Annotated in this window: 24 protein-coding genes and 1 riboswitch; of the genes, 19 read left to right on the forward strand and 5 right to left on the reverse strand. The window is 72.1% G+C overall.

All coding sequences use genetic code 11. The features are described 5' to 3' along the window. Positions 1-128 precede the first annotated feature (128 nt). The 10 genes from lepB (AB0I68_RS20310) to AB0I68_RS20355 all read left to right on the forward strand — a co-directional run bounded on the left by lepB (AB0I68_RS20310) (position 129) and on the right by AB0I68_RS20355 (position 8,649). On the forward strand, positions 129-914 hold the full coding sequence (lepB, locus tag AB0I68_RS20310) for a signal peptidase I (protein ID WP_363178712.1): 786 nt from the start codon (positions 129-131) through the stop codon (positions 912-914). Positions 915-1,027: 113 nt separating this feature from the next. Beyond that, positions 1,028-1,921: a signal peptidase I gene (gene lepB, locus AB0I68_RS20315; RefSeq protein ID WP_363178794.1), complete on the forward strand. Its 894-nt coding sequence runs from the start codon at positions 1,028-1,030 to the stop codon at positions 1,919-1,921. A 44-nt stretch (positions 1,922-1,965) separates the two neighbouring features. Continuing rightward, positions 1,966-2,760 carry a signal peptidase I gene (lepB, locus tag AB0I68_RS20320; protein WP_363178713.1) on the forward strand — a complete coding sequence of 265 codons (795 nt, stop codon included), beginning with the start codon at positions 1,966-1,968 and terminating at the stop codon, positions 2,758-2,760. Next, positions 2,750-3,256, forward strand: a complete 507-nt coding sequence (locus tag AB0I68_RS20325) for an NUDIX hydrolase (RefSeq protein ID WP_363178714.1) — start codon at positions 2,750-2,752, stop codon at positions 3,254-3,256. Before lepB (AB0I68_RS20320) ends, AB0I68_RS20325 begins: the two co-directional genes overlap by 11 nt. 55 nt (positions 3,257-3,311) lie before the next feature. Further along, on the forward strand, positions 3,312-3,620 hold the full coding sequence (locus AB0I68_RS20330; RefSeq protein ID WP_006139554.1) for a DUF2469 domain-containing protein: 309 nt from the start codon (positions 3,312-3,314) through the stop codon (positions 3,618-3,620). Positions 3,621-3,773: 153 nt separating this feature from the next. Continuing rightward, entirely contained in the window at positions 3,774-4,145 is a 372-nt protein-coding gene (locus AB0I68_RS20335) for a YraN family protein (RefSeq protein ID WP_363178715.1), read from the forward strand. Then, entirely contained in the window at positions 4,145-5,779 is a 1,635-nt protein-coding gene (locus AB0I68_RS20340) for an ATP-binding protein (protein WP_363178716.1), read from the forward strand. The genes AB0I68_RS20335 and AB0I68_RS20340 overlap by 1 nt, the downstream gene beginning before the upstream one ends. Next, positions 5,776-6,993: a DNA-processing protein DprA gene (gene dprA / locus AB0I68_RS20345; RefSeq protein ID WP_363178718.1), complete on the forward strand. Its 1,218-nt coding sequence runs from the start codon at positions 5,776-5,778 to the stop codon at positions 6,991-6,993. The genes AB0I68_RS20340 and dprA overlap by 4 nt, the downstream gene beginning before the upstream one ends. A 209-nt stretch (positions 6,994-7,202) precedes the next feature. Then, positions 7,203-8,039: an RNA polymerase sigma factor WhiG gene (gene whiG, locus AB0I68_RS20350; protein WP_363178719.1), complete on the forward strand. Its 837-nt coding sequence runs from the start codon at positions 7,203-7,205 to the stop codon at positions 8,037-8,039. Positions 8,040-8,091: 52 nt separating this feature from the next. After that, positions 8,092-8,649: a helix-turn-helix domain-containing protein gene (locus AB0I68_RS20355; RefSeq protein ID WP_363178795.1), complete on the forward strand. Its 558-nt coding sequence runs from the start codon at positions 8,092-8,094 to the stop codon at positions 8,647-8,649. A gap of 25 nt (positions 8,650-8,674) precedes the next feature. On the opposite strand, the gene AB0I68_RS20360 is transcribed toward AB0I68_RS20355, so the two are convergent. Further along, positions 8,675-9,139: a M23 family metallopeptidase gene (locus AB0I68_RS20360; RefSeq protein ID WP_363178720.1), complete on the reverse strand. Its 465-nt coding sequence runs from the start codon at positions 9,137-9,139 to the stop codon at positions 8,675-8,677. Positions 9,140-9,389: 250 nt separating this feature from the next. On the opposite strand from AB0I68_RS20360, the gene rpsB reads away from it, so the two are divergent. The 9 genes from rpsB to AB0I68_RS20405 all read left to right on the forward strand — a co-directional run bounded on the left by rpsB (position 9,390) and on the right by AB0I68_RS20405 (position 19,261). Further along, a complete protein-coding gene (gene rpsB, locus AB0I68_RS20365) occupies positions 9,390-10,286 on the forward strand; it encodes a 30S ribosomal protein S2 (protein WP_363178721.1) in 897 nt (298 codons plus the stop codon). A gap of 135 nt (positions 10,287-10,421) precedes the next feature. After that, entirely contained in the window at positions 10,422-11,258 is an 837-nt protein-coding gene (gene tsf, locus AB0I68_RS20370; RefSeq protein WP_363178722.1) for a translation elongation factor Ts, read from the forward strand. Between the two features lie 163 nt (positions 11,259-11,421). Then, positions 11,422-12,201, forward strand: coding sequence for a UMP kinase (gene pyrH / locus AB0I68_RS20375; RefSeq protein ID WP_363178723.1), 780 nt, complete (start codon positions 11,422-11,424; stop codon positions 12,199-12,201). 85 nt (positions 12,202-12,286) lie between these two features. Continuing rightward, complete coding sequence (frr, locus tag AB0I68_RS20380) at positions 12,287-12,844, forward strand: ribosome recycling factor (RefSeq protein WP_363178724.1); 558 nt, start codon at positions 12,287-12,289, stop codon at positions 12,842-12,844. Continuing rightward, entirely contained in the window at positions 12,844-13,920 is a 1,077-nt protein-coding gene (locus AB0I68_RS20385; RefSeq protein WP_363178725.1) for a phosphatidate cytidylyltransferase, read from the forward strand. Before frr ends, AB0I68_RS20385 begins: the two co-directional genes overlap by 1 nt. Before the next feature lie 159 nt (positions 13,921-14,079). Beyond that, entirely contained in the window at positions 14,080-15,192 is a 1,113-nt protein-coding gene (gene rlmN / locus AB0I68_RS20390) for a 23S rRNA (adenine(2503)-C(2))-methyltransferase RlmN (protein ID WP_363178726.1), read from the forward strand. Between the two features lie 58 nt (positions 15,193-15,250). Further along, positions 15,251-15,360, forward strand: a riboswitch (TPP riboswitch). 84 nt (positions 15,361-15,444) lie between these two features. Continuing rightward, the gene (locus tag AB0I68_RS20395; protein ID WP_363178728.1) at positions 15,445-16,542 is read left to right on the forward strand and encodes a thiamine ABC transporter substrate-binding protein; all 1,098 of its coding nucleotides are present in this window, start codon (positions 15,445-15,447) and stop codon (positions 16,540-16,542) included. A 59-nt stretch (positions 16,543-16,601) separates the two neighbouring features. Continuing rightward, positions 16,602-18,218, forward strand: coding sequence for an iron ABC transporter permease (locus AB0I68_RS20400; protein WP_363178796.1), 1,617 nt, complete (start codon positions 16,602-16,604; stop codon positions 18,216-18,218). Further along, positions 18,218-19,261, forward strand: a complete 1,044-nt coding sequence (locus AB0I68_RS20405; protein WP_363178729.1) for an ABC transporter ATP-binding protein — start codon at positions 18,218-18,220, stop codon at positions 19,259-19,261. Before AB0I68_RS20400 ends, AB0I68_RS20405 begins: the two co-directional genes overlap by 1 nt. A 17-nt stretch (positions 19,262-19,278) precedes the next feature. Here AB0I68_RS20405 and AB0I68_RS20410 read toward each other — a convergent pair whose 3' ends face one another. The 4 genes from AB0I68_RS20410 to AB0I68_RS20425 form a co-directional block, all read right to left on the reverse strand. Then, positions 19,279-20,184, reverse strand: coding sequence for a hypothetical protein (locus tag AB0I68_RS20410; protein WP_363178730.1), 906 nt, complete (start codon positions 20,182-20,184; stop codon positions 19,279-19,281). Between the two features lie 113 nt (positions 20,185-20,297). Further along, positions 20,298-21,401 carry an LOG family protein gene (locus tag AB0I68_RS20415; protein WP_363178731.1) on the reverse strand — a complete coding sequence of 368 codons (1,104 nt, stop codon included), beginning with the start codon at positions 21,399-21,401 and terminating at the stop codon, positions 20,298-20,300. A gap of 26 nt (positions 21,402-21,427) precedes the next feature. Next, positions 21,428-22,501, reverse strand: coding sequence for a hypothetical protein (locus AB0I68_RS20420; protein ID WP_363178732.1), 1,074 nt, complete (start codon positions 22,499-22,501; stop codon positions 21,428-21,430). Beyond that, positions 22,483-23,271 carry an ATP-binding cassette domain-containing protein gene (locus AB0I68_RS20425; RefSeq protein WP_363178733.1) on the reverse strand — a complete coding sequence of 263 codons (789 nt, stop codon included), beginning with the start codon at positions 23,269-23,271 and terminating at the stop codon, positions 22,483-22,485. Before AB0I68_RS20425 ends, AB0I68_RS20420 begins: the two co-directional genes overlap by 19 nt. Between the last annotated feature and the right edge of the window lie 111 nt (positions 23,272-23,382).

Here is a 23,382-nt window from a genome sequence, read left to right on the forward strand (position 1 = left end):
GCCGCACCCCCCCCCGGGGCGGGCCCGCCCCGGCGCGGGCGCCCCCCCCCGCGCCCGCGGCGGGCGGGGCCCCGCGGCCCCGGGGGGGGGGGGAGCCCGGGTCCCGGCGAGGGTCCAAGGCGCAACCCGTGGCGGCGGAGGGCGGCCGGGCCGAGCGGCGCCGGCTGGCCCGCCGGGTCCGGCGGCGCAGGCGTACCCGCCGGGTGGGCGAGGTGCCGCTGCTGATCGTCGTGGCGCTGTGCATAGCGCTCGTCCTCAAGACCTTCCTCGTGCAGGCCTTCTTCATCCCGTCCGGATCCATGGAGCAGACGATCCGGATCGGCGACCGGGTACTGGTCGACAAGCTGACCCCGTGGTTCGGATCCAAGATCGAGCGCGGCGACGTCGTCGTGTTCAAGGACCCCGGCGGCTGGCTCAAGGGCGAGTCCGCGCGCCCGGCTCCCGACCCGGTCGGCGTCAAACAGATCAAGGAGACGCTGACCTTCATCGGCCTGCTGCCCTCCGCCGACGAACAGGACCTGATCAAGCGGGTCATCGCCGTCGGCGGAGACACCGTCATGTGCTGCGACGCCAAGGGCCGCGTCACGGTCAACGGGTCGCCGCTCGAAGAGCCGTACGTGAGCCCCGGCAACGCACCCTCCGAAATCCGGTTCGAGGTGCAGGTGCCCTCGGGCCGGCTCTTCGTCATGGGCGACCACCGGGCGAATTCGGCCGACTCCCGCTTCCACCTCGACGAGGCCTTCGACGGCACCATCGACGAGAAGGGCGTCGTGGGCCAGGCCGTCGTCATCGCCTGGCCGTTCGACCACTGGCGCAAGCTCGAACAGCCCGCGACCTTCCGAACGGTGCGCGATCCGGCGCCGAGGGGGCGACGCGGCCGTCGTGGGCGCCGTCGTGGTCCTCCGTTCGCATAGTGTGTCCTCGGTCTCCCGCGCCCTAGGGAACTCCCGCTCGTTAAGGGAGGGGAGGGCCCGTGCCCGATCCGGCACGGGCGGCGACTTGCGAGTGAGGAGTGGATGTGGGGGATGTGGCGGTAGGCGCGCGATCCGGACGCGACGAAGGCGAGGAGCGGCCGGACGAAGCCGAGCGCGAGGCCGAGGACGGTGGTGCCGAGGCGCGCCCGCACCGCTCGTTCTGGAAGGAGCTTCCGCTCCTCATCGGCATCGCCCTGCTGCTGGCCCTGCTGATCAAGACCTTCCTGGTGCAGGCGTTCTCGATCCCGTCCGACTCGATGCAGAACACCCTGCAGCGCGGCGACCGGGTGCTCGTGGACAAGTTGACCCCGTGGTTCGGCTCGGAGCCCGAGCGCGGCGAGGTCGTGGTCTTCCACGACCCCGCGAGCTGGCTGGCCGGGGAGCCCACCCCGGAGCCCAACTTCGCGCAGCAGATCCTCAGCAAGATCGGCCTGATGCCGTCCGCGGACGAGAAGGACCTGATCAAGCGGACCATCGCCATCGGCGGTGACACGGTCGAGTGCAAGAAGGGGGGACCTGTCATCGTCAACGGCAAGGCGCTGGACGAGCCGTACATCTTCCCGGGCAACACCCCGTGCGACGATGCTCCGTTCGGCCCGATCACCGTGCCCAAGGGCAAGATCTGGGTGATGGGCGACCACCGGCAGAACTCCCAGGACTCCCGCTACCACATGCAGGACTCCACCCAGGGCTTCGTGCCGGTCGGCAAGGTCGTCGGGCGGGCCGTGGTGGTGGCATGGCCGATCACCCGCTGGGCCACCCTGCCCGTCCCGGACACGTTCGACCAGCCGGGCATCGGGAACCAGACCAAGGCGACCGCGATGGGTCTCGGGGCCGCCGGACTGGCTCCGGTCGGGCTCGGCCCGGCCGCGCTGGGCCTCGTCGGCGCGGTTCCGGTCGTGATGTGGCGCCGGCGGAGGCTGACCGACGGGACTACCGGCAGGTAGGGTGCCGCCCAGGTCGTCGATCCCGGAAGTGTGGGGGCGCTGCAATGGGCGGAACGCAGGCAAGCGGTACAGAAGGTATACGCGGTGGCAAGGACGGCCGCGGCGGTCTCGGCCATGTGCTGTCGGGACTCGCCGTGGCCGTCGGCTTTGTGCTCTTCCTGGGCGCCTTCGTGTGGGGGGCGCTCGTCTACCAGCCGTACACGGTGCCGACCGACTCGATGATGCCGACGGTGAAGCCCGGGGACCGGGTGCTCGCGCAGCGGATCGACGGCGGTGAGGTGCGGCGCGGCGACGTGGTCGTGTTCACTGATGCCATGTGGAGTGACTCGCCCATGGTCAAGCGGGTCGTCGGCATCGGCGGCGACACCGTGAAGTGCTGTGGCGAAGGCGGCCGGCTCACCGTGAACGGCAAGGAACTCGACGAGCCCTACATCGAGCACACCAAGCCCGAAGCGGCGGCCGCGGGCACGGGTCTGGGCGTGGCCTCCGACACGCCGTTCGAGGTGAAGGTGCCCGAGGGCAACCTCTTCCTGCTGGGCGACCGGCGGTCCGCCTCGCTCGACTCCCGGGCCCACCTCCAGGAGGCCGGCCAGGGCACCGTGGCCCGGTCGGCCGTACGCGCCCGGGTCGACGCCCTCGCCTGGCCCTCGATGACGATGCTCGACCGGCCCGCCACGTACGCCTCCCTGCCCGGCGGGACCTCGCAGCCGGGGCCGCTGACCCTCCAGCTGGCCGCGGTGGCGGCCGGAGCCGCCCTGGTGGTGCTGGGGGCCGCGTACGGGCCTCTCGTACGGGTCCTGGGACGCGGGCGGCGGCGGGAGCCGGCCGGTGTCCGCTGACACGGCCGCCGAGCACGGCCCCCGCAAGGTGTCACGGGTGATCCTGCTGGACCCCTCGGACCGGATCCTGCTGCTGCACGGCTGCGAGCCGGACGACCCCGCGGACCACTGGTGGTTCACCCCGGGCGGCGGGCTCGAGGGCGCCGAGACCCGGGAGCAGGCCGCGCTGCGGGAGCTCGCCGAGGAGACCGGGATCACCGAGGTGGAACTGGGGCCGGTGCTGTGGCACCGGTACTGCTCCTTCCCGTTCGACGGGCGGCGCTGGGAGCAGGACGAGTGGTACTACCTGGCCCGGACCACCCGGACGCGGACCGAGATGGGCGGGCTCACCGAGCTGGAGCGGCGCAGCGTCACCGGTGCCAGGTGGTGGACTTCCGAGGAACTTCTCGCGGCCCGTGAGACGGTGTACCCGACCAGACTCGCCGAGCTGCTCCGTACGCTGCTCGACGACGGTCCTCCGGGTGCGCCGGTGGTCCTGGCCCCGGAAATCGTTTAGGGGCGCACGGCCCTGGCGCACAATAGGGGGACGCACGGCTGAAGGGGAACATGCCATGAGCGCCGAGGACCTCGAGAAGTACGAGACCGAGATGGAGCTGAAGCTCTATCGCGAGTACCGCGACGTCGTCGGGCTGTTCAAGTACGTGATCGAGACCGAACGTCGGTTCTACCTCACCAACGACTACGAGATGCAGGTGCACTCGGTCCAGGGGGAGGTGTTCTTCGAGGTCACGATGGCCGACGCCTGGGTGTGGGACATGTACCGGCCGGCCCGCTTCGTGAAGCAGGTGCGGGTGCTGACCTTCAAGGACGTGAACATCGAGGAGCTCAACAAGAGCGACCTCGAGCTGCCGGGCAGCTGACGCCCGGACCTTCGCCGCCTGCGCGCTCCCTCGCGCGTCCCGCCATGGATTCCCCCTCAGGAGTGAGGGGGTTGTCCACAATGCCCTGGCTGTCCACCAAGATCCACAGGGTGGGCGGGATCGCGGGATCGTCGGCGTCGGAGGTGGTGCCCGATGAACGCGAAGGGCGTGGCACAGCAGGCATTGGGGCGGTACGGCGAGGAGCTCGCGGCGAGGCGGCTGGCCGAGGCCGGGATGACCGTGATCGCGCGGAACTGGCGGTGCCGCAGCGGGGAGATCGACATCGTCGCGCGGGACGGGGACGCCCTCGTCGTGTGCGAGGTCAAGACGCGCCGGTCGGGGGAGTTCGAACATCCCATGGCCGCCGTCCGCCCGGGCAAGGCCGAGCGATTGCGCCGGCTCGCCGGGCGCTGGCTCGCCGACCACGGCGGACCGCCCCCGGGCGGGGTGCGCATCGACCTCGTGGGAGTCCTGCTGCCGCGGCGCGGTGCGCCCGTGGTGGAGCACGTCCGGGGGGTGGCGTGATGGGGTTCGCACGAGCCTGCTCGGTCGCCCTGGTGGGGGTCGACGGCGTGGTGGTGGAGGTCCAGGCGGACCTGGAGCCCGGGCTCGCCGCCTTCACCCTGGTGGGGCTGCCCGACAAGACGCTGGTCGAGAGCCGGGACCGGGTGCGGGCCGCCGTCGTGAACTCGGGTGCCGCATGGCCGCAGAAGAAGCTCACCGTCGGGCTCAGCCCCGCCTCCGTACCGAAATCGGGCGCGGGATTCGATCTGGCTGTGGCGGCGGCGGTGCTGGGCGCCGCCGAGGTGGTCGACCCCGCCGTGATCGCGGACCTGGTGCTCATCGGGGAACTGGGCCTGGACGGCCGGGTGCGGCCCGTCCGGGGCATCCTGCCGGCGGTCCTCGCCGCGTCGGACGCCGGGTACCGCAACGTGGTGGTGCCGCAGCAGTGCGCCGCCGAGGCCATGCTCGTCCCCGACGTCTGCGTGCTCGGTGTCCGCAGCCTGCGCCAGCTGATCGCGGTCCTGACCGATGGGGAGGTCCCCGAGGAGGAAGCACCGGATCTGCAGGGGCGGCCGGACCCGATGCTGGCCGGGCTGGTGGTCCCGGGTGCGGGACTCGGCACCGGGATCTCCCGGAGCCGGGGCGGGGAGGGGGAGGCCCCGGACTTCCCCGACCTCTCCGACGTCGCCGGGCAGCACGGCGCCCGCCGGGCCCTGGAGGTGGCGACCTCCGGCGGCCACCACCTCTTCCTCAGCGGGCCCCCGGGAGCCGGCAAGACGATGCTGGCCGAGCGGATCCCCTGGATCCTGCCGCCGCTCTCGCGGCAGGACTCCCTGGAGGTCACGGCCGTCCACTCGGTCGCCGGGATCCTGCCGCCCGGCGAACCGCTGGTCGCCCGGCCCCCTTACTGCGCGCCCCACCATTCGGCGACCATGCAGTCCCTGGTCGGCGGCGGAGCGGGGGTGCCCCGGCCCGGGGCCGTCTCCCTGGCCCACCGGGGGGTGCTCTTCCTGGACGAGGCCGCCGAGTTCAGCACCAAAGCACTCGACGCGCTGCGCCAGCCCCTCGAATCGGGGCACGTGGTCATCGCCCGGGCCGCCGGGGTGGTGCGGCTTCCGGCCGGATTCCTGATGGTGCTCGCGGCGAACCCCTGCCCCTGCGGGCGGCACACCCTGCTCGGCGCCGGCTGCGAATGCCCGGCCTCGGTGATCCGGCGCTACCAGGCGCGGCTGTCCGGGCCGCTGCTGGACCGGGTGGACCTGCGGGTGGAGGTCGAGCCGGTCACCCGCTCCGACCTGCTGGGGCACGGCGGCCGCGGGGAGGCCACGGCCGTCGTCGCCGACCGGGTGCGCGAGGCCAGGGACCGCGCCGCGGCCCGGCTCGCCGACACCCCGTGGCGGCTCAACGCCGAGGTGCCCGGGCACGAGCTGCGGACCCGCTGGCAGGCGGTCCCCGGGGCGCTGGCGCAGGCCGAGCGGGACCTGGAGCGCGGACTGCTCACCGCCCGCGGGCTGGACCGGGTGCTGCGGGTCGCCTGGACCGTGGCCGACCTGCGGGGCCGGGACCGCCCGGAGAGGCTGGACGTGGCCGTCGCCCTGGAACTGCGGACCGGGATCGCCCGCGGGGCGGCCCTGGCCATGGGGGCCGGGTCATGAGCGCCGCCGACGGGTCCGGGCCGGCGGCCGGGCCCGAGAGAGCTGCCGGGCCCGATCCGGAGCTGCTGGCCCGGGCCGCGCTGACCCGGGTGCTGGAGCCCGGCGACGAGCACGGCGGGCGATGGCTGCGCGAACACGGCGCCGTCGGGCTGATACGGCTGCTGACCGGCCCTGACGCCGAGGCGGCGGCCCTGGCCGGGGTGGGGGAGCAGCGGCTCGCCGGATACCGCAGACGGGCGGTGCTCGCCGATCCGCGGCGGGACCTGGCGACCGCCGCCCGCAGCGGCGGCCGGTTCATCTGCCCCGGCACGGCGCAGTGGCCGACCCAGCTGGACGACCTCGGCGACGCCAGGCCCGTCGGGCTCTGGCTGCGGGGCAGACCGGACCTGCGGACCTGGGCCCTGCGCTCCGTCGCCGTGGTCGGGGCCCGGGCCTGCACCCCGTACGGCGCACACATGGCGCAGACGCTGGCCGCCGGGCTCGCGGAGCGGGGCTGGGTGGTGGTCTCCGGGGCGGCGTACGGGGTCGACGCCGCGGCCCACCGCGGGGCCCTCGCCTCGGGCGGCGCCACGGCCGCGGTGCTCGCCTGCGGGGTGGACATCGCCTATCCCCGCGGCCATTCCGGGCTGCTCGACCGGATCGCCGGCCAGGGGCTCGTGCTGGGGGAGCTGCCGCCCGGCAGCCACCCGACCCCCAGCCGGTTCGTCCTGCGCAACCGGGTCATCGCCGCACTCACCCGGGGCACCGTGGTGGTCGAGGCGGCTCACCGCAGCGGCTCGCTGGTCACGGCCCGGCGGGCCCAGCAGCTCGGGCGGTTCACCATGGGCATCCCCGGACCGGCCACCAGCGGGCTCTCGGGCGGAGTGCACGAACTGCTGCGCGGCGAGGCCGTGCTCGTCACGGACGCCGCCGAAGTGGTCGAGCTGGTCGGCGGCATGGGCGAACTGGCTCCCGAGCGCCGCGGCCCGGTGCTCGCCCGGGACCTCCTGGACCGGGACACCGCCCGCGTGCTCGAAGCCCTCCCGGCAGGCCGCCTCGCGCACGCGGACGAGGTGGCACTCGCCTCGGGCACCGGCACCGATGAAGTCATCGGCAGACTGTACGAACTTCACTCTCTGGGGTTCGTCGAACGGCAGGGCGAGGGCTGGCAGTTGACCACACAATCACCTGAAGGAGGCACACAAACCGGTGGCACCCGGCGAGGCGGTCGTTGACCTGGGGTGTTCCGGTGAAAGAGTGAAGCCGATGAGAGACGCGGTCTTCCCGGTGGCAGCCGCCGGGGCCGAGCGCCAGGCGCCGGTCCCGGGTCGCCCGCGCGAGTCAGGACGCCCCGGTGCCCGTGCGCGATCCCGTACTCTTCGCGCACCGCGACACTTCCGTCACGCTACGCTCCCAAGGATTCCGGCTCCGGCAAAGGCGAAGCATGCCCCAGCACACCTCAGGGTCTGACCGCGCTGCGGTGCCCCCCGCTGCCCGCGGCGGCGTGCGGACCACCGCGCCCTCGTCCCTCGAGGTGCTCTGGCGCTCGTACAAGGAGAACGGTGACGAGCGGCTGCGGGAGCAGCTGATCCTGCACTACTCGCCCCTGGTGAAGTACGTGGCCGGCCGGGTCAGCGTGGGCCTGCCGCCCAATGTGGAACAGGCCGACTTCGTCTCCTCCGGGGTCTTCGGACTGATCGACGCCATCGAGAAGTTCGACATCGACCGGTCCATCAAGTTCGAGACGTACGCGATCACCCGAATCCGGGGCGCGATGATCGACGAGCTGCGGGCGCTGGACTGGATCCCGCGCTCGGTCCGGCAGAAGGCGCGGGCCGTGGAGCGGGCCTACGCCACGCTCGAGGCCCAGCTGCGCCGCACCCCGACCGAGCACGAGGTCGCCGGCGAGATGGGCATCGGTGTGGAGGAACTCCACACCGTGTTCAGTCAGTTGTCCCTCGCCAACGTGGTCGCCCTGGAGGAGCTGCTGCACGTCGGAGGGGAGGGCGGCGACCGCCTCTCGCTGATGGACACCCTGGAGGACACCGCCGCCGACAACCCGGTCGAGGTGGCCGAGGACCGCGAGCTGCGCAGGCTCCTGGCCCGGGCCATCAACACCCTGCCGGAGCGTGAGAAGACCGTGGTGACGCTCTACTACTACGAGGGCCTCACGCTGGCCGAGATCGGCAACGTACTGGGCGTCACCGAGAGCCGGGTCAGTCAGATCCACACCAAGTCGGTGCTCCAGCTGCGGGCCAAGCTGGCGGATGTCGGCCGGTGAGCTTGCGGCACCTCCGTAGAGTGGATGCGTGCCCAGGATTCGAGCGGCCTCCGTGGCCGAGCACCGGTCGATGCAGCGCGGCGCCCTGCTGGACGCTGCGCGCTCCCTGTTGTCCGAGGGCGGGACGGAAGCGCTGACCTTCCCCGCCCTGGCGGAGCGCACGGGCCTTGCCCGGTCCTCCGTGTACGAGTACTTCCGCTCCCGCGCGGCCGTGGTCGAAGAGCTGTGCGCGGTGGACTTCCCCGTCTGGGCCGCCGAGATCGAGGCGGCGATGGAGCGGGCGCAGTCGCCGGAGGCGAAGGTCGAGGCCTACGTGCGGAGCCAGCTGGGGCTGGTCGGGGACCGGCGGCACCGGGCGGTGGTCGCGATCTCGGCCAGTGAGCTGGACGCCGGGGCGAGGGAGAAGATCCGTGCTGCGCACGGGGGACTCGTGGCCATGATCGTGGAGGCGCTCGGAGCCCTCGGGCACGAGCAGCCCCGGCTTGCCGCGATGCTGCTGCAAGGTGTGGTCGATGCCGCGGTCCGGCGCATCGAGCTCGGCGCCGCCGAGGAGCCCTCCGTCGTGACGGAGGCGGCCGTGGCCATGGCGCTGCGGGGCGTGCGCGGCTGAGGTCCCGGTGGCTCCCTCCCCCGCCTCAGCCGCCCGTCGCCCCGAGCGGCAGGAGTCTTGGAGTGGGGCGGGGGAGGAGGGTCAGGGGGTTCAGGTAGGTGGCGCCTGACAGGAGGCCCCAGTGGAGGCAGGGCATCCCGCAGTGCGTGCCTTCCGTGAGGACGGCGACCACCTGGCCCGCCGTGACCTCCTCGCCCTCCGCGACCAGGGGCCGCACCGGCTCGTACGTGGTGCGCAGGCCCCCCGGGAGCGTGAGGGAGAGGACGCCGCGGCCGGCGACCAGGCCTGCGTAGTGCACCCGGCCCGGACCGACCGCGCGGAGCTCCGTACCCACCGGGGCGGCCAGATCCACCCCGCGGTGCCCCGCCGCGTACGGGGTCGGGGGCGGGTCCCACCAGCGGGCCACCACCAGTGGGGGCGGAAGCGGACGGGCCCCCGGTGCGAGTGTCTGGGCCAGGGTCAGCAGCAGCGTGAGCAGCAGTGTCGTCATGCCGTCCAGGTTGCCGCGGCCTCGCGCGGGGTGACCGGGCCTGTGGACAGGCGGCCGGGTGTGGACAACGGCGTCACCTGGCATACCGCCCGGTCCCGTACACTTCTTACGGCGATCCGGGTCACCGGGTCGACTTCGCACGCCCCAGCACCAGCCGCTCAGGCCGGGTGAAAGCGCCTCTCGGTCCCCTCGTCGGGGGCAGGGCGCGGTGGGGCGTCAGGAACCAAACCGAGAAACCAAGGAGATGGCCATGGCCGTCGTAACGATGCGGGAGCTGCTGGAAAGCGGCGTCCACTTCGGTCACCAGACCCGTCGCTGGAACCCGAAGATGAAGCGCTTCATCTTCACCGAGCGCAACGGCATCTACATCATCGACCTGCTCCAGTCGCTGTCGTACATCGACCGCGCCTACGAGTTCGTGAAGGAGACCGTCGCCCACGGCGGTTCCATCATGTTCGTCGGTACCAAGAAGCAGGCCCAGGAGGCCATCGCCGAGCAGGCGACGCGCGTTGGTATGCCGTACGTCAACCAGCGCTGGCTGGGTGGCATGCTCACCAACTTCTCCACCGTCTACAAGCGCCTTCAGCGTCTGAAGGAGCTTGAGGCGATCGACTTCGAGGACGTCGCCGCCTCGGGTCTCACCAAGAAGGAGCTCCTGGTCCTCTCCCGCGAGAAGACCAAGCTGGAGAAGACCCTCGGTGGTATCCGCGAGATGTCGAAGGTCCCCAGCGCCGTCTGGATCGTCGACACCAAGAAGGAGCACATCGCCGTCGGTGAGGCGCGCAAGCTCCACATCCCGGTCGTCGCGATCCTCGACACCAACTGCGACCCCGACGAGGTCGACTACAAGATCCCGGGCAACGACGACGCGATCCGCTCCGTCACCCTGCTCACCCGCGTGATCGCCGACGCCGTCGCCGAGGGCCTCATCGCCCGCTCCGGCGCTGCGACCGGCGACTCGAAGCCGGGCGAGAAGGCCGCCGCCGAGCCGCTCGCCGAGTGGGAGCGCGACCTGCTCGAGGGCGAGAAGAAGGCCGACGACGCCGAGGCCGCCCCGGCCGAGGCCGCTGCCCCGGCCGCCGACGCCGAGGCTGCCCCGGCCGTCGAGGCTGTCGAGGCCCCGGCCGCCGACGCCGAGCAGGCCTGACCCACTGAGAGCGCCCGGCGTTCACGCGCCGGGCACTCGCAGCACGGACGATGACGGCGGGGGAGCCGCGCCTGGGGCGCGGCGCCTCCGCCGTTCACCCGTAGATCTACGACTTCGAGAGAGAATCACAGACTCATGGCGAACTACACCGCCGCTGACGTCAAGAAGCTCCGCGAGCTCACCGGCGCCGGCATGATGGACTGCAAGAACGCGCTGGTCGACTCCGACGGTGACGTCGACAAGGCCATGGAAGCGCTCCGTATCAAGGGTCAGAAGGGCGTCGCCAAGCGCGAGGGCCGTTCTGCCGAGAACGGTGCCGTCGTCTCCCTCATCGCCGACGACAACACCTCCGGTGTCATCGTCGAGCTGAAGTGCGAGACGGACTTCGTCGCCAAGGGCGAGAAGTTCCTGGCCGTCGCCAACCAGCTGGCCGCCCACGTCGCCGCCACCTCCCCCGCCGACATCGAGGCGCTGCTCGCGTCCGAGATCGAGGCCGGCAAGACCGTCCAGGCGTTCGTGGACGAGGCGAACGCGAACCTCGGCGAGAAGATCGTCCTGGACCGCTTCGCGCAGTTCACCGGCGGTTACGTCACGGCGTACATGCACCGCACGATGCCCGACCTGCCGTTCCAGATCGGTGTCCTGGTCGAGCTCGACAAGGAGAACGCCGAGGTCGCCCGCGGCATCGCGCAGCACATCGCCGCGTTCGCCCCGCAGTGGCTGTCCGCCGAGGACGTCCCGGCCGAGAAGGTCGAGTCCGAGCGTCGCATCGCCGAAGAGGTCACCCGCGCGGAGGGCAAGCCCGAGGCTGCCATCGCCAAGATCGTCGAGGGTCGCGTCAACGGCTTCTTCAAGGAGGCCACCCTCCTCGGCCAGCCGTACGCGCTGGACAACAAGAAGTCCGTCCAGAAGGTTCTGGACGAGGCTGGTGTCACCCTGAAGCGCTTCTCGCGCATCAAGGTCGGCATCTGAGTCCGTCCGTACAACGACGGACACCGGACCCCGATAGGGTCTGAAGCAGTCGTCCGCGCACGCGCGCAGCGACCGCAGATCTGACGAGGAGGCCATTGCCGTAGAGGGAACCGCGAGGACCCACCGGCAATGGCCTTCTTCGTATGTGCACGAGGAGATCTCCATGAATCAGGGCGTGGACCCCCACACCGCTTCCGACGACAAGAGCGACCACGGGAAGAAGGGCCGCCGCTTCATGCTGAAGCTGTCGGGCGAAGCCTTCTCCGGTGGTGGAGGACTGGGCGTCGACCCCGACGTCGTCCATGCCATCGCGCGAGAAATCGGCGCGGTGGTCCGTGACGGCGCGGAGATCGCCGTCGTGATCGGCGGCGGCAACTTCTTCCGCGGCGCCGAACTGCAGCAGCGCGGCATGGACCGTGCGCGGTCCGACTACATGGGCATGCTCGGCACCGTCATGAACTGCCTCGCCCTCCAGGACTTCCTGGAGAAGGAAGGCATCGACTCCCGCGTGCAGACCGCCATCACCATGGGCCAGGTCGCGGAGCCGTACATCCCGCTGCGCGCCGTACGGCACCTGGAGAAGGGCCGCGTCGTCATCTTCGGCGCCGGCATGGGCATGCCGTACTTCTCCACCGACACCACGGCGGCCCAGCGCGCCCTGGAGATCGACGCCGAGGCCCTGCTCATGGGCAAGAACGGCGTCGACGGGGTCTACGACTCCGACCCGAAGAAGAACCCCGACGCGGTGAAGTTCGACGCGCTCGAGTACAGCGAGGTGCTGTCCCGCGACCTCAAGGTCGCCGACGCCACCGCCATCACGCTGTGCCGCGACAACAAGCTGCCGATCCTGGTCTTCGAGCTGCTCGCCGAGGGCAATATCGCCCGCGCCGTCAAGGGTGAGAAGATCGGCACGCTCGTGAGCGACCAGGGCACCCGGGCCTGAGCGTCCCGACGCCGGGCCCGGCCCCACTGGGCCGAGCCCGCCCCGCCCGCCTGAACCATCCAAATCTGACATGCAGGAGCACGTGGTGATCGAAGAAATCCTCCTCGAGGCCGAGGAGAAGATGGAGAAGGCCGTCGTCGTCGCCAAGGAAGACTTTGCGGCGATCCGCACCGGTCGTGCGCACCCGGCGATGTTCAACAAGATCGTGGCGGACTACTACGGCGCCATCACCCCCATCAACCAGCTCGCGTCCTTCTCGGTGCCCGAGCCGCGCATGGCGATCGTGACCCCGTTCGACAAGAGCGCCCTGCGCAACATCGAGCAGGCCATCCGGGACTCCGACCTGGGCGTCAACCCCAGCAACGACGGCAGTATCATCCGGGTGACCTTCCCCGAGCTGACGCAGGACCGCCGCAAGGAGTACATCAAGGTCGCGCGCACCAAGGCCGAGGACTCCAAGGTCTCGATCCGCTCGATCCGCCGCAAGGCGAAGGACGCCCTCGACAAGCTCGTCAAGGACAAGGAGTCCGGCGAGGACGAGGTGCGCCGCGCGGAGAAGGAGCTCGACGACACCACCGCGAAGTACGTCGCGCAGGTGGACGAGCTGCTCAAGCACAAGGAAGCCGAGCTCCTCGAAGTCTGATGAACGACTCTCCCTGGGCCACGGAGCCGGTTCCGGCGGGTCCCGCATACGATGCGCTGGTGGGCCCGCACACTCGGCCCATGCCCATCGTGCCCGATGCCGCCGGCCGTGACTTCGACGACCGGGAAGCACGCGATCGGGGGGCCGCCGCCGACGGCGGCCACCCGATCCGCGCCGAGATGCCGCCGCAGGAGCCCATGCCCAGCCCCCCGCCTCCGCCCTCGCAGGCACCGCAGGACGCCTCGCCCCCGCCGCCGAAGAAGCGGGCGGGGCGAGACCTGCGTGCCGCCATAGGGGTCGGTGTCGGCCTCGGTGCGGTGATCTTCGCTTCGCTGTTCATCGTGAAGGCGGTCTTCGTCGGCGTCATCGTCGTCGCGGTCGTCGTGGGCCTGTGGGAGCTCACCTCCCGGCTCCAGGAGAAGAAGGGCATCAAGGCGCCGCTCGTCCCGCTCGCGGTCGGCGGCGCCGCCATGGTCATCGCCGGTTACGTCCGGGGGGCCGAGGGCGCCTGGGTTGCCATGGCCCTGACCTCGCTGGCGGTCCTGGTCTGGCGGATGACCGAACCGCCCGAGGACTACCTCAAGGACGTCACCGCAGGCATCTTCGCGGCGTTCTACGTGCCCTTCCTGGCCACCTTCGTCGCGATGCTGCTCACCGCCGACGACGGCCCGCAGCGGGTGGTCACCTTCCTGGTCCTGACCGTGGTCAGCGACACCGGGGCCTACGCGGTGGGCTGGCGCTTCGGCAAGACCAAGCTGGCGCCGCGCATCAGCCCCGGCAAGACCCGCGAGGGGCTGTTCGGCGCGGTGGCCTTCGCGATGGCGGCCGGCGCGCTGTGCATGGAGTTCCTGATCGACGGGGGCGCCTGGTGGCAGGGCCTGCTGCTCGGTCTCGCCGTCGCGGTCAGCGCCACGCTGGGCGACCTCGGCGAGTCGATGATCAAGCGGGACCTGGGCATCAAGGACATGGGCACGCTGCTGCCTGGCCACGGCGGCATCATGGACCGGCTCGACTCCCTGCTGCCGACCGCCCCGGTGGTGTGGCTGCTGCTGGCGGCGTTCGTCGGCACGGGCTGACACCGGCCTCCGCGGGTTCCGCCCGGCGGGTGGTTCACCAGGGGATCCCGCTGAGCCGGGACGTCGTACATCCGAAGGCTTTGGGTGGGTCCGGGCGGTTACTCTTGAAAGGCGCGCTGCTTCTGCGGCGCGCCTTTCGTCTTACGAGGAGTACCAGCCATGGCCCGCCCTGTCCCGGGAGAGCTCACCTTCGTCGCCCCTCGCGGAGCCAAGAAGCCGCCCCGGCATCTCGCCGACCTCACGCCCGAGGAGCGGCGCGAGGCGGTCGCCGCGATCGGTGAGAAGCCCTTCCGGGCCAAGCAGCTCTCGCAGCACTACTTCGCCCGGTACGCGCACGACCCGGCCGAGTGGACCGACATTCCGGCGGGCTCCCGCGAGAAGCTCCAGCAGGAGCTTCTGCCCGAGCTGATGAACGTCATCCGGCACATCTCGTGCGACGACGACACCACCCGCAAGACCCTGTGGAAGCTGCACGACGGCACGCTCGTCGAGTCCGTGCTGATGCGCTACCCCGACCGGGTCACCATGTGCATCTCCTCGCAGGCCGGGTGCGGCATGAACTGCCCGTTCTGCGCCACCGGCCAGGCGGGCCTGGACCGCAACCTGTCCACCGCCGAGATCGTCCACCAGATCGTCGACGGCATGCGCGCGCTGCGCGACGGCGAGGTCCCCGGCGGGCCGGCCCGGCTGTCCAACATCGTCTTCATGGGCATGGGCGAGCCGCTGGCCAACTACAAGCGGGTCGTCGGCGCGATCCGCCGCCTCACCGACCCCGAGCCCGACGGCCTGGGCCTGTCGCAGCGCGGCATCACCGTCTCCACCGTCGGCCTGGTTCCGGCGATGCTGCGGTTCGCCGACGAGGGCTTCAAGTGCCGCCTCGCGGTCTCGCTGCACGCCCCGGACGACGAGCTGCGCGACACCCTCGTCCCCGTGAACACCCGCTGGAATGTCCGCGAGGTCCTCGACGCGGCCTGGGAGTACGCCGAGAAGTCCGGCCGCCGGATCTCCATCGAGTACGCGCTGATCCGCGACATCAACGACCAGGCCTGGCGCGGCGACCTCCTCGGCCGGCTGCTCAAGGGCAAGCGTGTCCACGTCAACCTGATCCCGCTGAACCCGACGCCGGGCTCGAAGTGGACCGCCTCGCGCCCCGAGGACGAGAAGGCCTTCGTCGAGGCCATCGCCCGCCACGGCGTGCCGGTGACCGTCCGTGACACCCGCGGTCAGGAGATCGACGGCGCGTGCGGCCAGCTGGCTGCCTCGGAGCGCTAGCCTGCGGTTTTCTCCGCCTCGGTTCGGCCGCGGGGTACCCTGTGGCCGAACCAATCGCATATTCCGACAGGGGAGCGCCACAGCGCTGAGAGTGCGGTAACCGTCATCCGCAGACCCTCTGAACCTCGCCCCGGTCATTCGGGGTAGGAAGTTCGGTCATCACTCAAGCTGTTGCGCCCTGCCCGGCGACCGCTCGCACTGAGCGCCGGGCAGGGCCGCGTCTTCTCCTGGTCATCCCAGGAGGAATCACCAGTGAGCACCACCAAGAAGTTCGCGGGCGCAGCACTCGCGGCCGCGGTCGGCGTCGCCACGCTCAGTGCATGCGGCGGCGGCGATGCCAAGGACAAGTCCGGCGCGAGCGAGGCGCCGAAGTCCAAGACGGTCACGCTCGTGTCCCACGACTCCTTCAACGTGACCGACACGGTCCTCAAGGAGTTCGAGCAGCAGAGCGGCTACACCGTCAAGGTCCTGAAGTCCGGGGACGCGGGCGCCGCCCTCAACCAGGAGATCCTCACCAAGGGCTCCCCCCGCGGCGACGTCTTCTTCGGTGTGGACAACACGCTCCTCTCGCGCGCCCTCGACAACGGGATCTTCACGCCGTACGAGGCCAAGGGCCTGGCCGAGGTGAAGCCGGAGTACGTGCTCGACAAGGAGCACCGGGTCACCCCGGTCGACTCCGGCGACATCTGCGTCAACTACGACAAGGCGTACTTCGCCGACAAGAAGCTCGCCCCGCCGCAGACGCTGGACGACCTGATCAAGCCGGAGTACAAGAACCTGCTGGTCACCGAGAACGCGGCGACCTCCTCGCCGGGCCTCGGCTTCCTGCTCGCCTCCGTCGGCAAGTACGGCGAGGACGGCTGGAAGGACTACTGGAGCAAGCTCAAGGCCAACGGCGTCGAGGTCGTCGACGGCTGGGAACAGGCCTACAACGAGCGCTTCTCGGGCTCCGCGGGCGGCAAGAAGGCCAAGGGCGACCGCCCGCTGGTCGTCTCCTACGCCTCCAGCCCGCCGGCCGAGGTCATGTACGGCGAGCCGCAGCCGGCCGAGGCGCCCACGGGCGTCTCCACCGGCACCTGCTTCCGCCAGGTCGAGTTCGCGGGCCTGCTCAAGGGAGCGAAGAACGAGGAGGGCGGCAAGGCGCTCCTCGACTTCCTGGTGAGCAAGAAGTTCCAGGAGGACATGCCGCTCCAGATGTTCGTGAACCCGGTGGTCAAGGACGCGAAGCTGCCGGAGCTGTTCACGAAGCACGGCGTGGTCATCGAGAAGCCGGAGAACGTGGCTCCGGAGACCATCGCCAAGAACCGTGAGCAGTGGGTCAAGGCATGGTCCTCGCTCGTCGTGAAGTAGGACGCGAGAGCACTCCCGTGAAGGAGGGCGTACGCGGTACGGCCGTCAGGCTCGCCCTGATGGCCGTACCGCTCGCCTTCTTCGGGCTGTTCTTCGCCTATCCCGTCGCCGCGATCGTCGGCCGCGGGATCAAGACCGAGGCCGGCTGGCAGTTCGGCCGGATCGGCGAAGTGCTCACCCGGCCCGACATCGCCGAGGTGCTCTGGTTCACGACCTGGCAGGCGTGCGCGTCCACGGCGCTCACGCTGCTGATCGCACTCCCCGGCGCGTACGTCTTCGCGCGCTTCGAGTTCCCCGGCAAGCAGCTGCTGCGGGCGGTGGTCACCGTCCCGTTCGTGCTGCCGACCGTGGTGGTCGGCACCGCCTTCCTGGCGCTGGTCGGGCGGGGCGGACTGCTGGACGAGCTGTGGGGCGTGCGGCTGGACACCACCGTGTGGGCGATCCTGCTCGCGCACGTCTTCTTCAACTACGCCGTCGTCGTACGGACGGTCGGCGGGCTGTGGGCGCAGTTGGACCCGCGCCAGGAGGAAGCCGCCCGCGTGCTGGGCGCCGGGCGGTTCGCCGCCTGGTGGCGGGTGACGCTGCCCGCGCTCGGGCCGGCGGTGGCCGCGGCCTCGCTGATGGTGTTCCTGTTCACCTTCACCTCCTTCGGCGTCGTGCAGATCCTGGGCGGGCCCTCGTACGCCACCCTCGAGGTGGAGGTCTACCGGCAGACCGCGCAGCTGCTGGACCTGGCGACGGCCGCCGTCCTCACGATGGTCCAGTTCGTGGCGGTCGGCCTGATCCTCGCCGTCCACGCCTGGACCGTGCGCAGGCGGGAGACCGCCCTGCGGCTCGTGGACCCCGCGCGGACCGCGCACCGGCCGAGCGGGCCGGGGCAGCTCGCCCTGCTGGGCGGGGTGCTGCTGACGGTGGCGCTGCTGATCGTGGCCCCGCTGGCGGTGCTGGTGGAGCGCTCCCTCGACGCGCCCGGCGGGTACGGGTTCGGCTTCTACCGGGCGCTCCAGGACGCGGGTGCCGGCGGCGGAACGTTTCTGGTGCCACCGCTGGAGGCGATCTGGAACTCCCTCCAGTACGCGCTCGCCGCCACCGCCATCGCCCTCGTGATCGGGGGGCTCGCGGCCGCGGCACTGACCCGGCGCGCGGGGCGGTTCGTGCGCGGCTTCGATGCGCTGCTGATGCTTCCGCTGGGGGTGTCGGCGGTGACCGTCGGATTCGGCTTCCTGATCACCCTGGACGAGCCGCCGCTGGATCTGCGGACCTCGTGGATCCTGGTGCCGCTGGCCCAGGCGCTGGTGGGCGTGCCGTTCGTCGTACGGACCATGCTGCCGGTGCTGCGCGCCGTGGACGGACGGCTCCGCGAGGCCGCCGCCGTGCTCGGGGCGTCCCCGCTGCGCGCCTGGCGGGAGGTGGACCTGCCGCTGGTGCGGCGGGCGCTGCTGATCGCGGCCGGGTTCGCCTTCGCCGTCTCGCTGGGGGAGTTCGGCGCGACGGTGTTCATCGCGCGGCCCGACCGTCCGACGCTGCCGGTGGCCGTGGCGCGGCTGCTGGGGCGGGCCGGTGAGCTCAACTACGGGCAGGCGATGGCCCTGAGCACGATTCTGATGCTGGTGTGCGCGGTGTCCCTGCTGGTGCTGGAGCGACTGCGCCCCGACAAGACCTCAGGAGAGTTCTGATGACGTTGCTCGAACTGGCCGGGGTGTCGGTCCGCTTCGGCGAGCGTGCCGTCGTCGACGCGGTGGACCTGCAGGTCGCCGAGCACGAGACCGTATGCGTGCTCGGGCCGAGCGGGAGCGGCAAGTCCACGCTGCTGCGGGTCGTCGCCGGACTCCAGCCGGTCTCCGGCGGGCGGGTCCTGCTGGGCGGTGCGGACCAGGCACGGGTGCCCGTGCACCGGCGCGGGGTCGGCCTGATGTTCCAGGACCACCAGCTGTTCCCGCACCGGGACGTGGGCGGGAACGTCGGCTTCGGCCTGCGCATGCGGGGTGCCGGGCGTTCGCCGGGCCGCTCGTCGGGCCGCTCGTACGAAGCCCGGGTCGCGGAACTGCTCGAGCTGGTCGGGCTCCCCGGGGCCCAGGGCCGGCCGGTGTCCTCCCTGTCGGGCGGTGAGCAGCAGCGGGTCGCCCTGGCCCGGGCACTGGCCCCCTCGCCGCGGCTGCTCATGCTGGACGAACCGCTGGGACAGCTGGACCGCGGACTGCGCGAGCGGCTGGTGGTGGAGCTGCGGGGGCTGTTCTCCCGGCTCGGCACCACGGTGCTGGCCGTCACCCACGACCAGGGCGAGGCGTTCGCCCTGGCCGACCGGGTGGTGGTGATGCGGGACGGGCGGATCGCGCAGGCCGGGACCCCGCTGGAGGTCTGGCAGCGGCCGGCCTCGGAGTTCGTGGCGCGGTTCCTCGGCTTCGAGAACGTGATCCCGGCGACGGTGTCGGGCGGGGCCGCCGCGACGGCATGGGGCAAGGTCCTGGTGCCGGCCGGGTCTCCGGAGGGCGAGCGGCGGATACTGATCCGGCCGGCAGGCGTGGTGCTCGCCGCCGCGGGCCTGCGCTGCGAGGTGCTCGCCCGCACCTTCCGCGGCACCCACGTGGCGCTGCGGCTGCGCCCGGAGGCGGGCCCGGAGCTGGAGGCCGAATGCGGTCTGGCCGGCGCCCCGACCGTGGGCGAGCGGATCGCGGTGTCGTTCACCCCGTCCGAGGTGGTCGTCCTCCCGGCGGGGTGACCGCAGCGCGGGGCGGGTCAGGCGACGGGGACCGGAGTCTGATATTCCGAAGAGGCCTCGGCACCGTCGTGGTTGCCGTACCAGGCGACGGCCACGGCGCCGGTCACGGCAAGGACGAAGCCGAGGACCGCCAGCCACGCCAGGCCCGGCCGGGAGGCGTCGCCCAGCCACAGGACGCCGATCGCACCCGGCAGGACGGTCTCGCCGACCACCAGCGCGGCCGTCGCGCCGTTCACCGAGCCGATCTGGAGGGCGACCGTGTGCAGGTACATGCCGCCGATCCCGGCCAGCAGGATGGCATAGAGGGCCGGGTCGGCGAGGAGCGTGCCCAGGTCGAACGGGTCGATGCCGTCGAGGATCCGCACGCCCACGCCCAGCGCGCCGAAGGCCAGGCCCGACAGCAGGCCCGCCAGGATCGCGGCCCGGGCACCCAGGAGGCGGACGGCCACCGTGCCGCCCGCGATGATCAACAGGGTCACGGCGAACAGCCACCAGTGCGTGGACATCGGGGCGTGGTGGCCGCCCTCGTGGCCCGCCGCCGTCGCCAGCAGCACCAGCGCCGCGCAGACGACGCCGATCGAGGTCCATTCCTTCCGGGGCAGCCGGATGCCCAGCATCTTCACGCTGAGCACGGCCGTGATCACCAGGTTGGCGCTGATCACGGTCTGGGAGAGGAAGAGGGGCAGCAGCCGGGCGGCGAGCGCGCCCAGCCCGAAGCCCACGAAGTCCAGGACGGTGCCGACGATGAACTCCCACGTCATCGCCGCCTTGGCGGTGGACGAGAGGTTCGGGCCGCCGTGCGCGGTCACCCCGGCGGCGGCCGGGGACGTCCGGGCCGCCCGTCGTGAGCCCACGGCTTGCAGGACGGACCCCGTCCCGTAGCAGATGGACGCCGCGATCGCGGTCAGCAGGCCTATGAGCACCGAGGGCTCCGTTCACGTCTGGCAGGGTTTTGCACTTTGATTACCTATGGCAGACGTGGGATCGGGCCGGGAAGTTGCCTCGGGCCGGCCCTCACTTCATCGCGGCCCTCACTTCATCGCGGCGGGCACGGCATCGAGGCGAGCACGGCGGGCACCTCGTCCACCGAGTCGACCAGCGCGATCCGGGACTCCATCGCACGCCCGCGCGCCAGCGCCTGGAGCAGCGGCCACGCCGGCAGGTGCTCGGTCCAGTGCCTACGCCCGACCAGCACCATCGGGGTCGGCTCGCCCCGCGACCCGTAGTAGTTCGGCGTGGCGTTGTCGAAGATCTCCTGCAGGGTGCCCGCGGCGCCCGGCAGGAAGACGACGCCCGCGTTGGACCGGGCGAGCAGTCCGTCCTCCCGGGTGGCGTTCGCGAAGTACTTGGCGACGTGGCCGGCGAAGGCGTTCGGCGGCTCGTGCCCGTAGAACCAGGTGGGGATCCCCACCGAGTCGCCGCCGCCGGGCCAGCGGTCCCGTACGGCGAACGCCGCCTGCGCCCAGTCGGACACCGAGGGCGTGAAGGACGGGGCCTTGGCCAGGATCTCCAGGGCCTCCGCAAGGGCCTCGTCCGGGGCGGGCGCCAGGTAGGCGCCCAGGTTGGCCGCCTCCATCGCGCCGGGGCCGCCGCCGGTGGCCACCGTCAGCCCGGACCGGGTCAGCTCCCGGCCGAGCTCCGCCGCGCCCCGGTAGTCCAGGCCACCGCGGGCCATCGCGTGGCCGCCCATGACGCCGACCACCCGGGCGCCGGCGAGGTGCTCGTCGAGGGCGTCGGAGATCGCGTCGTCGTGGATGGACCGCAGCATCGAGGCGAGGACGTCGCCGTCCGCCTTGGTCTCCTGGAACCAGGCGTACGACTCGGCGTCCGGGGTGGCCTCGTAGCCGGCGGCCAGCCCCGCGAACAGCTCGTCCGCGGTGTACAGCAGGCCGCGGTACGGGTTGTAGGGCAGGTCCGGCACCGGCGGGAAGACCAGCGCGCCGTCCGCGCGCACCTTGGCCGAGGCGTCGGGCTCCATCGCGCAGCCCAGGAAGACGGCCGCGGAGGTGTCGGCGGACAGCAGGGCGAACGTGCGCTCCAGCAGGTTGACCGACTGGATCCGGTAGCCGTTGAGCGAGCCGCGGGCCACGACCTGGTCGAATTCGGCGAGCGTCTCGATCTCGATGTCTGCGTTGACCATTCGGCCCACACTAAGGGCTGCCCGGGTCAGCGGGTCAATGCCAGAGAGGTCAGCTGTGCCACACCCCACACGACCGGTACGCACACGGCCACCAGCGCGGTGGCCCGCAAGGTCACGGCCGCGCGCAGGACGGTGCCCGGAGTGCCGAGGTCGCGCAGGGTCTCGCGGGTGGCGGACCGGCCCTGGCGGATCTCCGCGGCACAGGTGAGCAGGGTCGCGGCCGCGCACAGCACCACCAGGGCGCAGGCCGGCCCGGTCAGCGGGCCCAGCGGGAGGGGGAGGCCGCCCCGCTCGCGCAGGGCCGCGGCGGTGAGGGCGCCCGCGCCGACCGCGCACAGCAGCCCGAGCGGGCGGCCCAGCCGGGGCGCCTCCTCCTGGAGGATCCGTCCGGCCAGCAGCCGCATGGCACCCGGCCGGACCGCCTGCACCAGGGTGCCGCAGGCGTAGGCCAGCCCCGGGCCGGCGAGGGAGAGCCCGACGGCGGTGAGTGCCCAGCCGGCCGGCAACCCGGTGCCGCCGAGGCCCGCGTACGCCTCGACCGCCAGTCCGCAGGCGGTGAGCGCGATGCCCCAGGGCAGGCCGGTCTGCGGGGCCAGCGGCGGGTGCGGGCGCAGGGCGAGGGCCGTGGCGGCGGAGGCGGCCAGCGGGACCAGGGCCAGCAGGGTGAGGGCGGCCGTCAGGGGCAGCGGCCGGTCGGCGTGTAGCAGTCCGGCCCCGGCTCCGTCGAAGGGCAGGCCGGCGAGGTCGCCCCGCAGGTGGAGGAAGGCGGCCAGGGCCAGGGCGCTGCCCAGGGTGCACGAGACGGCGGTGGAGACCGCCGCGACGAGGGTGAGCCGTACGGGGCCCAGCCCGACGGCGTCCATCCCTTCCCGGGGCCGGGTCGCGGGGTCGGTCCGGGCGACGGCGACCGCGAACTGTGCGGTGACGGCGAGCGGGACCAGGGCCCACAGCAGGCGCGGGAACGATCCGGCAGGCCGGGCGGTGGCCTCGGCGAGCACGTACAGCAGGAGGAATCCGGTGCCGGCGCAGGCGGCTGCGACCAGCAGTCGGCGCAGCTGGACGAGCGGGCGGGAGCCGCGGGCTAGGCGGAGAGCGAGCACGCGGCCTGGCCCTCCGGGGTCTCGTCGGACGGACCGCCCACGCCGCCCGCGCCGGTGGCAGCGCCGATGGCGGCCGCGGTCCCGGCGGGGCGGCCGTCGAGCAGCGCGACCCGGCGGTCGGCGACGGCGGCGGTCTCCTCGTCGTGGGTGGCCAGCAGCACGGTGATCTCGTGCGAGCGGGCCGCGGTGGTGAGCGCACGGAGCAGCAGGGCGCGCTCGGCGCGGTGCAGCGGGGCGGTGGGCTCGTCGGCGAACACCACTGCGGGCTCGTTGACGAGGGCCCGGGCGAGGGCGACCCGCTGGGATTCGGCGCGGGTCAGGGCGCCGGGGCGCTTGCGGGCGAAGCCGCCGACGTCGAGGCGGTCCAGCCATTCGCAGGCGGCGGCCTTGGCGGTGCGGTGGGAGGCGCCGGCGATCAGCAGGGGCAGGGCCGCGTTCTCCCACACCTTGAGCTCGGGCAGCAGCAGGGGATCGGGGCCGATCCAGCCGAACCGGTCGCGGCGCATCCGTTCGCGGGCGAGGGCGCCCAGGGTGTGGACGGGCACGCTGTTGAACCAGATCTCGCCCTGTTCGGGCACCACGTGTCCGGCCAGGCAGCGCAGCAGGGTGGTCTTCCCGCTGCCGCGCGGGCCGGTCAGGGCCAGGATCTCGCCCTCGCGGACGCCGACCGAGACCCCGATGAGGCCGGGTGAACCGCTGTGGGAGTAGTGAACGGACCGAGCCCAGAGGACGTCATTGTCCGGTGGGGCGTTGTCCGGTGGAGCCACCATGGCGTACACCTCCGTCCGGGGGAACGAAGCGGAGCCGGTTCGGTCACTGGCGCCACACTGAGATGTAAAGAGATGAACGGCTTGGATGGTGACAGCACACGGCCCGGACCC

This window comes from Streptomyces sp. NPDC050448 (genome assembly GCF_040655295.1).
Taxonomy (GTDB): domain Bacteria; phylum Actinomycetota; class Actinomycetes; order Streptomycetales; family Streptomycetaceae; genus Streptomyces.